The sequence below is a fragment of the Streptomyces sp. NPDC044033 genome (assembly GCF_056434425.1).
In genome coordinates, this window is record NZ_JBWKFF010000002.1 from 229,402 (window position 1) to 241,574 (window position 12,173).

Genomic DNA, 12,173 nt, shown 5'->3' on the forward strand with positions numbered 1-12,173 from the left:
ACGCGGAGTACGGGGCCGGGGTGTGCGGGCGGGGCTCATGAGGCGCCCAACTCGCGGTCGATGTAAGCGAAGATCTCGTCGTCCGTCGCCGACTCGATCCGGTCGGCGAGCACCTCGGCGGCCGGTTCCGCGTCCGGATTCCCGTCGGGCGCCGCGTCGGGGTCCAGCCGGGACAGCGCCTCGCGGAGCCGGCGCGCCAGCTCGTCCCGTACGGCCTCGTCCGGTGGCAGGCCGGTCACCAGCACCTCCAGGCGGTCGAGTTCCGCGAGGACGGCCGCCGCCGGGGACGGGCGTTCCGCGGCCGTCCGCTCGGTCAGATGGCGGGCCAGCGCCTCCGGGGTGGGGTGGTCGAAGACCAGGGCGGCGGGCAGCCGCAGCCCGGTGGACGACGCCAGCCGGTTGCGGAGTTCGACTCCGGTCAGGGAGTCGAAACCGATCTCCTTGAAGGGGCGGGCCGGCCGTACCAGGTCCGGTGAGGTGTGGCCGAGCACGGCGGCCGCGCTGCCGCGTACCAGGTCGAGCAGGACCCGGTGCGCCTCGGCCTCGGACAGGGCCGCGAGCTGCTCCACCATGGACGCGGCGGGCGGGGCCGCCGGCGCGGCGGCGGTCGCCGTGCGCGGGGTACGGACCAGGCCGCGCAGCACGGCGGGCACCGGCTGGGCGCCGCGCAGGGCGGCAGGGTCGATCCTCGCGGCCAGCAGGTAGGGGTGCGCCGAGCCGAGGGCGGCGTCGAACAGGGCCAGGCCCTCGGCCGTGGTGAGCGCGCCCGCGCCGCCGCCCGCGACGCGCTGGAGCCCGGCGGAGGTCAGCCCGGCCGTCATCGCGCTGCGCTGTTCCCACAGGCCCCAGCCGATGGACAGGCCGGGCAGCCCCTCCGCGCGGCGTTCGGCGGCGAGGGCGTCTAGCACGGCGTTGGCGGCGGCGTAGTTGCCCTGCCCGGCTCCGCCGAAGAGGGCGGCGCCGGAGGAGAACAGGACGAAGGCCGCCAGGTCCATGCCCCGGGTCAGCTCGTGCAGAGCGAGCGCCGCGTCCGTCTTCGGCCTGAGTACGGCGTCGAGTTGATCGCCCGTCAGGTTGGCGGCGAGGGCGTCGTCGAGCGTCCCGGCCGCGTGGACGACCACGGTCAGCGGGTGCGCCTCGGGGACCGCCGCGAGCAGCGCGGCGAGGGCTTCGCGGTCGGCGGCGTCGCAGGCGACGGCGCGCGCGTCGGCGCCCAGGCCGGTCAGCTCCGCCAGCAGCTCGGGCACCCCGTCGGCCGCCGCGCCCCGGCGGCCGGCCAGCACCACATGGCGCACGCCGTGCTCGGTGACCAGGTGCCGGGCCAGGAGCCGCCCGAGCGTCCCGGTGCCGCCGGTGATCAGTACCGTGCCGTCCGGGTCCAGCGGAGCGGGCAGCGTCAGTACGTTCTTGCCGACCCCACGGGCCTGGCTGAGGAACCGTACGGCCTCGGGGGCGCGCCGCATGTCCCAGCCCCGGACCGGCAGCGAGGTGAGCACCCCCTGCTCGAAGAGGCCGAGGATTTCGGCGAGCATGTGGCCGATGCGCCGCGGCCCCGCCTCCATCAGGTCGAACGCCCGGTAGCGGACCCCGGGGTGGCGCGCGGCGACCTCGTCGGCGTCGCGGACGTCCGTCTTGCCCATCTCCACGAACCGGCCGCCGCCGGGCAGCAGCCGCAGCGAGGCGTCCACGAACTCGCGGGCCAGACTGTCGAGTACGAGGTCCACGCCCCGGCCTCCGGTGGCGGCGAGGAACCGGTCGGCGAACTCGACGGTCCGGGTTGAGGCGATGTGTTCGTCGTCCAGCCCGCCGGCGCGCAGGACGTCCCACTTGCCGGGGCCGGCCGTGCCGAACACCGTCGCCCCGGCGTGCCGGGCGAGCTGCACCGCCGCCATGCCCACGCCTCCGGCGGCGGCGTGGATCAGCACGGACTCACCGGCCCGCAGACCGCCGAGGTCGAACAGGCCGTAGTAGGCGGTGAGATACACGACGGGTACGGACGCGGCGCGGGCGAAGGACCAGCCGGCCGGAATCCGGGCGATCGTCCGCCGGTCGGCGACGGCTACGGGCCCGAAGGAGCCGCCGAAGATCCCCATGACCCGGTCGCCGGGGGCCAGGTCCCGTACGCCGGGACCGACCTCCAGGACGGTGCCCGCGCCCTCACTGCCCAGCGTCTGCTGGTCCGGGTCGAGCCCGAGGGCGACCACGACGTCGTGGAAGTTCAGCCCGGCGGCGCGTACCGCGATACGGACCTCGCCATCGCCCAGCGGTGCCATGGCCTCGGGGGCGGGGACCGGCGCGAGGTCTTCCAAGGTGCCTGTGCCCCCGGTGCCGAGCCGCCAGGCCGTCTCACCCGGCGGGGGGTCCAGCACACCGTCGGCCCGGTCGGCCCTGCCGAGCCGAGGGGTCATCAGTTCCCCTGCCCGTACGGCGATTTGCGGCTCATCGGCGACGAGGGCGGCGCGGAGCGCGGCGTCGTCCGGTGCGGTGACGGGCCGATCGAGGTCGATCAGGGCGAAGCGGTCCGGGTGCTCGGTCTGCACGGTGCGCAGCAGGCCCCACAGGGCGGCCTGCGCGAGGTCGGCGGGACGGTCGCCGGTGCCGGTGCGCACGGCGGACCTGGTGAGCAGCGCCAGTCGCGTCTCGGCCAGCCGTTCGTCGGCCAGCCAGCTCCGTACCAGGTCCAGGCAGGCGCGGGCGGTGACGTGCACCCGGTCGGCCGGGGCGGCGAGATCGGCGGTCGGGCAGTCCACCACGATCAGGCCGGGGAGCGGGGAGCCCGCGTCGAGAGCGGCGCGCAGGGCGTCGACGTCCCGCCAGGACGGGAGCCCGGGCACGGCGTCGCCCAGGGCGGCCCAGTCGAGGGGCAGCGTATCGGCCTCGGAACCGGTGACGGGCGTCCAGCCGAGGGGCGCGGCGGCCTCGGAACCGGCAGCAGGCACCCGGCCGGGAGACGCGACGACCTCGGAACCCGCGACGGACACCAGGCCAGGAGACACAACGGCCTCGGAACCCGCGACGGGCGTCCAATCGAGGTGGAACAGCAGGTCCCGGGTGGCGCTCGCGGCGGCCGGGAGCGCGTCCGCCGTCAGGGGGCGGAGCGCCAACCGGCCGACGGAGAGCACTTCTTGGCCGGTCAGGTCGTAGACGGAGAGGCCGATGCCATCGGGGCCATCGGCCGTGAGCCGGACCCGGAGCGCGGAGGCGCCGGTCGCGCGGCTGGTCACTCCGGTCCAGCTGAACGGCAGCCGCGCCCGGCCGTCCTGGCCGGGGAGCAGCGCGGCGGTCTGGAGGGCCGCGTCCAGCAGTGCCGGGTGCACGGCACAGGCAGCGGCGTCGGCCTGCTGCCGCCCGTCGAGGACGACCTCCGCCAGGACCTCGCCGTCCCGGGACCAGGCGGCGCGGATGCCGCGGAACGCCGGGCCGTAGCCGTACCCCGCCTCGGCGAAGCGGTCGTAGAGGTCGTCCACCGGGATGGGGGTGGCGTCGGCCGGGGGCCACAGCAGGAGGCCGGGGCCGCTCGGCGCGGCGGCCGAGGCCGGGGCGAGGGTGCCGGTGGCGTACGGGGCCCAGGGCTGGTCCCCGTCGCGGTGGGGCCGGGCGAAGACGCTCAGCGCCCGCCGCCCGTCGTCGCCCGCTTCGGCCACGCGCACCTGGAGCAGTACCGCGCCTTCCTCGGGGAGTACGAGGGGCGCCTGAAGCGTGAGCTCCTCGACGACGGGGCAGTCGGCCTCGGCGGCGGCGCGGAGGGCGAGTTCCAGCAGCGCCGTGCCGGGGAGCAGGGCGGTGCCGGAGACCCGGTGGTCGGCGAGCCAGGGATGGGTGCGCAGCGACAGCCGGCCGCTGAGGACCAGTTCCCCGGAGTCGGCGGCCTCAAGAGCGGCGCCCAGCAGCGGGTGCCCGGTGGCGCCGAGCCCCGCCGAGGCGACGTCCCAGCTCGTGGTCGGCACGTCGAGCCAGAAGCGTTCGCGTTGGAAGGGGTAGGTGGGGAGGTCCACGCGGCGGGCGCCGGGGTAGGCGGCGGAGAAGTCCACCGGCAGCCCGTTCGCCCACGCCTGGCCGAGCGAAAGCAGCAGACGGTCCCGGCCGCCGTCATCACGGCGCAGCGTCCCCAGCACCACCACCTCGACACCCGCAGCCTCCGCCGACTCCTGCACCCCCACCGCCAACACCGGATGCGCACTCGGCTCCACAAAGAACCGGAACCCCTCCGCCAGCAGCGCCCGCGTCGCCTCCTCGAAACGCACCGTCTGCCGCAGATTGCGATACCAATAACCGGCGTCCAGCGTCGTGGGGTCGGCCCACGCCGCGTCGACGGCCGAGAAGAACGGCACCTCGCCGGGCAGGGGGACGATGGAGGACAGCTCCTTCGCCAGCCGCTCTTGGATCTCTTCTACGTGAGCGGAGTGCGAGGCGTAATCCACCGGTACGCGTCGGGCCCGCACCTCCCGCACCTCGGCACGCTCCAGCAGTTCGTCCAGCGCATCCGCGTCACCCGACACCACAGTAGAAGCAGGCCCGTTGACAGCGGCGACAGAAAGCTTGCCGTCCCAGTCGGCCAGCCACTCCCCCACCTCCACGGCAGGCAACGCCACCGACACCATGCCGCCACGACCCGACAGGACACGCAGCGCCTTGCTCCGCAACGCCACCACCCGCGCCGCATCGTCCAACGACAACGCACCCGCGACGCAAGCCGCAGCGATCTCACCCTGGGAGTGACCGACCACCGCGCCCGGCTCCACCCCGTACGAACGCCACAACGCCGCCAACGACACCATCACCGCGAAGAGCACCGGCTGAACGACATCGACCCGCTCAAGCGACGGCGTGTCAGCACGCGCACGCAGCACCGCCTCCAGCGACCAGTCCACATACGGCGACAACGCCCGCTCGCACTCCGCAACCCGCGCCGCGAACACCGGCTCCACAGCCAGCAGTTCAGCGGCCATCCCCACCCACTGCGAACCCTGACCCGGGAAGACGAACACCGCGCGGGCGGCGCCGGAGCCCGATCCTGTTGCCACGTTGCACGCGGGGGCCCCTTGCGCCAGGGCGGACAGTCCCTCGGCCAGCTCGTCCCGCGCGCCCACCACCACGGCGCGGTGCGCGTGCGCGGCCCGCGTCGCGGCGAGCGAGTATCCGATGTCGAGCGGGTGCTCGGTGCCGGTACCGTCCGCGCCGGAGCCCAGAGCGGCCAGCAGCGCCGCCGCCTGCGCGCGCAGGGCTTCCGGGCTCCTCGCCGACAGCGGCCACGGCACCGGACCAGCCACCGGCGAGCGGTCGGGGCTGGAGGCGGGTGCGGGCTCGGGGACCTCTTCCAGGACGACGTGCGCGTTGGTGCCGCTCACGCCGAACGACGACACCCCGGCCCGACGCGGACGACCGGCGGTCTCCTCCCACGGACGGGACTCCGTCAGCAGTTCCACCGCACCCGCCGACCAATCCACCTCCGGCGTCGGCCCATCCACATGCAGCGTCTTCGGCATCACCGCGTGCCGCATCGCCAACACCGTCTTGATCACACCGCCCACACCGGCGGCGGCGGAAGTGTGCCCGATGTTCGACTTCAACGAACCGATCCTCAACGGCCGTTCCCCGGACCGCTCCTGACCGTACGTCGCCAACAGCGCCTGCGCCTCGATCGGATCACCCAACCGGGTCCCCGTACCGTGCGCCTCCACCAAATCCACATCCACCGCACGCACACCGGAATCCGCCAACGCCGCACGAATCACCCGCTGCTGCGACGGACCATTCGGCGCCGTCAGACCATTACTCGCACCATCCTGATTGACCGCACTCCCCCGCACCACCGCCAACACCGGATGCCCCAACCGCCGCGCATCCGACAACCGCTCCAACAACAGCATCCCCACACCCTCGCCGAATCCGGTGCCGTCGGCTCCGGCGGCGAAGGGTTTGCAGCGGCCGTCCGGTGCGAGGCCGCCCTGGCGGCTGAACTCGACGAACAGTTCGGGGCTGCACATCACGTTGACGCCGCCGGCCAGCGCCATGGAGCACTCGCCCGAGCGCAGGGCGCGGGCCGCGAGGTGCAGCGTCACCAGCGATGAGGAGCAGGCCGTGTCGACGGTGACGGCGGGGCCTTCGAGTCCGAAGACGTAGGCCAGGCGGCCGGAGACGATGCTGCCCGAGTTTCCCGTGCCGAGGAATCCTTCGACGTCGTCGGGGATGTACGGGAGCAGCCGGGCCGCGTAGTCCTGCTGCATCAGGCCGATGAAGACGCCCGCCGGGGCGCCGCGCAGCGTCGCCGGGTCGATCCCGGCCCGCTCGAAGACCTCCCAGCCGGTCTCCAGCAGAAGCCGCTGCTGCGGGTCCATCGCCAGGGCCTCGCGCGGGGAGATGCCGAAGAACTCGGCGTCGAACTCGGCCGCGTCGTAGAGGAAGCCGCCCTGCCGGGTGATGGAGGTGCCGGTCCGGTCCGGGTCGGGGGCCGGGTCGTACAGCTCGTCGAGCGGCCAGCCCCGGTCGGCCGGGAACTCCGAGATGCCGTCCGCGCCCGAGGCGACGAGCCGCCACAGGTCCTCGGGCGAGCGGACTCCGCCGGGGAACCGGCAGGCCATGGAGACGATGGCGATCGCGTCGCCGTCCACCGTGGCCTTGATCACGGGCGTTACGGCGGCTGCGGTTTGAGTGCCCGTCAGTTCTGCCAGCAGGTATCGCGCCAGCACCTCGGGGGTGGGGTGGTCGAACACCAGGCTCGCGGGGAGCCGCAGGCCGGTCGACGCGTTGAGCCGGTTGCGCAGCTCCACGGAGGCCAGTGAGTCGAAGCCGAGTTCGCGGAAGGCCCGGCCCGCGTCGAGCGCGTCGGGCGACGGGTGGCCGAGGACCGCGGCGGCCTGGGTACGCACCTGGTCGAGCAGCAGGCGTGTCCGCCCCTCCTCGTCGAGGGCGGCGAGCCGCTGCTGGAAGGCGCTGTCGTCGGCCGCCTCCCCGCCGGACGCCACGGCCCGCCGGGGCCGTACGGGAACCAAGTGCCGCAGCAGCGGCGGCAGCTCCTCGGTCGCCGCCCTGGCCCGCACGGCGGCGGTGTCGAGCCGCATCAGCACCAGGGTGGCCCGGTCGGCGGTCCGGGCGGTGTCGAAGAGGGCCAGTCCCTGTTCGGTGGTCAGCGGCGGCATGCCGGAGCGGGCCAGGCGGCGTACGTCGGCGTCCGCGAGGTGTCCGGTCAGGGCGCTGCGCTGGTCCCACAGGGTCCAGGCGAGGGACTGGGCGGGCAGCCCGGTGGCGCGGCGGCGCTGGGCGAGGGCGTCGAGGAAGGCGTTGGCCGCCGCGTAGTTGGCCTGTCCGGGGCCGCCGAACGTGCCGGCGGCGGAGGAGAAGAGCACGAAGGCCGACAGGTTCAGATGGCGGGTCAGTTCGTGCAGGTTGAGCGCGGCGTCGGCCTTGGGCCGCAGGACGGTGTCCACGCGCTCGGGCGTCAGTGCGGTGACGATCCCGTCGTCCAACGCGCCCGCCGTGTGCACCACGGCGGTCAGGGGGTGCTCGGCGGGCACGGCCGCGAGCCGCGCGGCGAGCGCGTCGCGGTCGGCGGCGTCGCACGCGGCGACCGTGGCGTCGGCGCCGAGCCGGGCCAGTTCGGCACGCAGCTCCTCGGCGCCCTCGGCCGCCGGGCCGCTGCGGGAGAGCAGCAGGAGGTGCCGTACACCGTGCTCGGCCGCCAGGTGCCGGGCGATGTGCGAGCCGAGCAGGCCGGTGCCGCCGGTGATCAGCACCGTGCCGTCCGGGTCGAGTGCGGCGGGCCGCTCGGACTCGCCGGACGCCACCTTGGTCAGCCGCGGCGCGAGGAACCGGCCTTCGCGTACGGCCAGTTGGGGCTCGCCGGACGCGAGCGCGGCCGCGACCACGGCCGAGGTCTCCGGTTCGCCGTCGTCCAGGTCGAGGAGGACGAAGCGGCCGGGGTGCTCGCTCTGGGCCGAGCGCACCAGGCCCCAGACGGCGCTGTGCGCGAGGTCCGGTACGTACTCGTCGTCGGTCACGGCGACGGCGCCCCTGGTGAGGAAGGCGAGGCGGGAGCCCGCGAACCGGTCGTCGGCGAGCCAGGCCCGTACGGCCTGGAGCGCCCGGTGCACGGCTGCCCGTACAGAGGCCGGCGTCTCGTCGCCGCAGCCGTCACCGCCACCGCCGCTGCCGCCGTCGCCGTGCCCGGGAAGGGCGTCGAGCTCGCGGGAGAGCAGCACAACATCCGGTACGCGCGCTTCGGCGTCGACGGCCGCGATCAGCGATTCCAGGTCCGTCCAAACGCTGAGCGGCGGCCCGGCGGGGGTCGTGGGGGCTTGGCGCGCGGGGGCCCATTCGACCTGGAACAGGTTCTCGTGGAAGCCCGTACGGCCGGCCGCGAGCTGCCCGGCGGCCGGCCTGAGCGCCAGGGACTCGACCGTGGCGACGGGCCGCCCGGCCGGGTCGGCGGCCATGAGCGAGACCGCGTCGCGCCCGTCCGGGGCGAGCCGGACCCGCAGGGCGGTGGCTCCCGAGGCGTGCAGCGTCACGCCCGTCCAGGAGAACGGCAGCCGGCCCTCGGGGTGCTCCGCCGCACCGGGCGCGCCGGGCAGGCCGGTGGCGTGCAGCGCCGCGTCGAGCAGCGCCGGGTGCAGACCGAAGCGGTCGGCCTCCTGACGCGGCCCGTCCGGCAGGGCCACCTCGGCGAACACCTCGTCACCGCGCCGCCAGGCGGCTCGCAGCCCTTGGAACGCCGGTCCGTAGACGAACCCGCCCTCGGCGAAGCGCTCGTACGTGCCGGCCACGGCGATCGGCTCCGCGCCGGCCGGCGGCCAGGCGCTCGGCTCGAAGCCCTCGAACGCGCCGGCCGCCTCCACCGTCTCGGGGGCCAGGATGCCGGAGGCGTGGCGCACCCACTCGCCGTCGTCGTCGGCGGCGGCGGGTCCGTCCGGGCGTGCGTGCAGACTCAGCGGCCGGCGGCCCCGTACGTCCGGAGCGCCGACGGTCAGCCGCAGCACCGCCCCGCCGTGCTCCGGCAGCACCAGGGGCGCCTCCAGGGTGAACTCGTCCACGCGAGCGCAGCCGACGCGGTCGCCGGCCTGCACCGCGAGTTCCAGGAACGCGGTGCCCGGCAGCAGGACCGCGCCCCGTACGGCGTGCTCGGCCAGCCACGGGTGGCTCTGCGCGGACAGTCGGCCGGTGAGGAGCAGACCGTCGGCGTCGGCCAGGGCGATGACGGCGCCGAGCAGCGGGTGTCCGGCGGGGGTCAGCCCCGCCGAGGTCACATCGGCGATCTCGTCCGCGCCGTCCTCCAGCCAGTACCGCTCACGCTGGAAGGGGTACGTCGGGAGGTCCACGCGGCGGGGCGAGTGCCCGGCGAAGACGGCTTCCCAGTCCACCCGGACGCCGCGCAGGTGCAGTTCGGCCAAGGACTCCATCAGCCGGCGCGGCCCGCCGTCGTCGCGGCGCAGGGTGCCTACGGCCGTCGCTCCGCTCCCCACGTCGTCGGCGGTCTCCTGCACGCCGACGGTGAGCACGGGGTGCGGGCTGGATTCCAGGAAGACCTGGTAGCCGTCGGCCAGCAGCGCGCGGGTGGCCTTCTCGAAGCGCACCGTCTGCCGCAGATTGCGGTACCAGTAGTCGGCGTCCAGGGCGGTGGAGTCCAGCGGTTCACCGGTGACCGTGGAGTAGAACGGCACGTCCGGCTGCCGGGGTGACAGTTCCCTCAGCTCTTCGAGGAGTTGGTCATGGATGTCCGCGACATGGGCGGAGTGCGAGGCGTAATCCACCGGTACGCGCCGGGCCCGGACCTTCCGCTCCTCGGCACGCTCCAGCAACTCGTCCAGCGCATCCGCGTCACCCGACACCACAGTAGAAGCAGGGCCGTTGACAGCGGCGACGGACAGCTTGCCGTCCCAGTCGGCCAGCCACTCCCCCACCTCCACGGCGGGCAACGCCACCGACACCATGCCGCCACGACCCGACAGGACACGCAGCGCCTTGCTCCGCAACGCCACCACCCGCGCCGCATCGTCCAACGACAACGCACCCGCCACACAGGCCGCAGCGATCTCACCCTGCGAGTGACCGACCACCGCACCCGGCTCCACACCGTACGAACACCACAACGCCGCCAACGACACCATCACTGCGAACAACACCGGCTGCACGACATCGACCCGCTCCAATGACGGAGCGCCCTCCTCCGCCCGCAGCACCGCCTCCAACGACCAGTCCACGAACGGCGACAGGGCCATCTCACACTCCGCGACCCGCGCCGCGAACACCGGCTCTGCATCCAGCAGTTCAGCGGCCATCCCCACCCACTGCGAACCCTGACCCGGGAAGACGAACACCACCTCGCCGCCTGCACCCGCCGTCCCTTGCACCAGGCCGGGGGCCGCCGAGCCCGCGGCGAGCGCCGCCAGGACGTGCCGGAAGTCGTCCGGCTCCGCGCCGATCAGCACCGCCCGGTGCTCGTGCGCCGCCCTCCCCGTGGCCAGGGAGTAGCCCACGTCCGCCACGCGCGACCCGGCGTTGGCGTCGAGGTGTGCCCGGAGGCGTACGGCCTGGGCTCGCAGCGCCTCGGCGGTCCGGCCGGAGAGCACCCACGGGAGTACGCCCGTACCGCCGTCGCGGCCGTCCTCACCCGTCGCCTCGGCGGCCGTCGTCTCAGAAACTGCTGTCTCAGAAACTGCTGTATCAGAAGCTGCCGTCTCAGGTGCCGATGCGTCAGAAGCTGCCGTCTCAGGTGCCGATGTGTCAGAAAGCGGCTCATGCACGGCTGTTGTGCCGGATTCCGGTGCCTCCTCCAGTACGACGTGCCCGTTGGTGCCGCTCACGCCGAAGGAGGAGATGGCGGCGCGGCGCGGGTGGCCGGTCTTCGGCCAGGGCGCCCCCTCCGTCACCAGCCGCACCTCGCCCGTGGACCAGTCGATCTGGGGCGAGGGGTCCTCGGCGTGCAGGGTCGGCGGCACCACGCCGTGCCGCATGGCGAGCACCGTCTTGATCACGCCGCCCACACCGGCCGCGGCCTGCGTGTGGCCGATGTTCGACTTCAGCGATCCCAGCAGCAGCGGCTGCCCGTCGGGCCGGTCGCGGCCGTACGTCGCCAGCAGCGCCTGCGCCTCGATCGGGTCGCCCAGCGGCGTGCCGGTGCCGTGCGCCTCGACGACGTCGACCTCGGACGGTGCGAGGCCGGCGTTGTCCAGCGCCTGGCGGATGACGCGCTGCTGGGCGGGGCCGTTGGGCGCGGTGAGCCTGCTGCTCGCGCCGTCCTGGTTGACGGCGGTGCCCCGGACCACGGCCAGCACGGGGTGCCCGTTGCGGCGCGCGTCCGAGAGCCGCTCCAGCAGCAGCATCCCCACGCCTTCGCCCCAGCCCGTGCCGTCCGCGCGGGCCGAGAAGGACTTGCAGCGGCCGTCCCGGGCGAGGCCGCCCTGGCGGCTCATCTCCACGAACGGCACCGGCGTGGACATCACCATCGCGCCGCCGGCCAGCGCCAGCGTGCAGTCGCCGAGCCGCAGCGCCTGGCAGGCGAAGTGCAGGGCGACCAGCGAGGAGGAGCAGGCGGTGTCCACGCTGACCGCGGGGCCCTCCAGGCCGAAGGTGTAGGCGACGCGGCCGGAGGCGACGCTGTCGGAGCTGCCGCTGCCGAGGTAGCCCGCGACGTCGTCGGGTGCGTGGCGCAGCCGTACGGCGTAGTCCTGGTACATGACTCCGGCGAAGACCCCGGTCCGGCTGCCGCGCAGGGTGGCCGGGTCGATTCCGGCCCGCTCGAACGACTCCCAGGTGGTCTCCAGCAGCAGCCGCTGCTGCGGGTCCATGGCCAGGGCCTCGCGGGGTGAGATGCCGAAGAACCCCGGGTCGAACCGGCCGACGTCGTCGAGGAAGCCGCCCAGTGAGGCGTAGCTGGTTCCGGGGCGCTCCTGCCCGGGGTCGTCGAGCGCGTCCAGGTCCCAGCCGCGGTCGGCGGGGAACCCGGTGATCGCGTCGGTGCCGGAGGCGACCAGTCGCCACAGGTCCTCGGGGCTCTCCACGCCACCGGGGTAGCGGCAGCTCATCGCGACGATCGCGATGGGTTCGCGGTCCTTGGCCTCCGCGTCGCTCAGGCGCTGCCTGGTGCGGTGCAGGTCGGCGGTGACCCGCTTGAGGTAGTCGCGCAGCCGGTCGTCATTCACCATGGTCGGTCACCTTGCTCCGCTTGCTCGGCCGGG

At 74.4% G+C, this 12,173-nt stretch carries 1 protein-coding gene; it reads right to left on the reverse strand.

All coding sequences use genetic code 11. The features are described from left to right. Positions 1 to 35: 35 nt before the first annotated feature. Complete coding sequence (locus tag AC07AB_RS04955; RefSeq protein WP_478560144.1) at positions 36 to 12,140, reverse strand: SDR family NAD(P)-dependent oxidoreductase; 12,105 nt, start codon at positions 12,138 to 12,140, stop codon at positions 36 to 38. Positions 12,141 to 12,173 lie beyond the last annotated feature (33 nt).

Bases quoted from the DNA above. Each gene is read 5' to 3' on its own strand.
- AC07AB_RS04955 (WP_478560144.1), bottom strand. From the start codon at position 12,140: ATGGTGAATGACGACCGGCTGCGCGACTACCTCAAGCGGGTCACCGCC.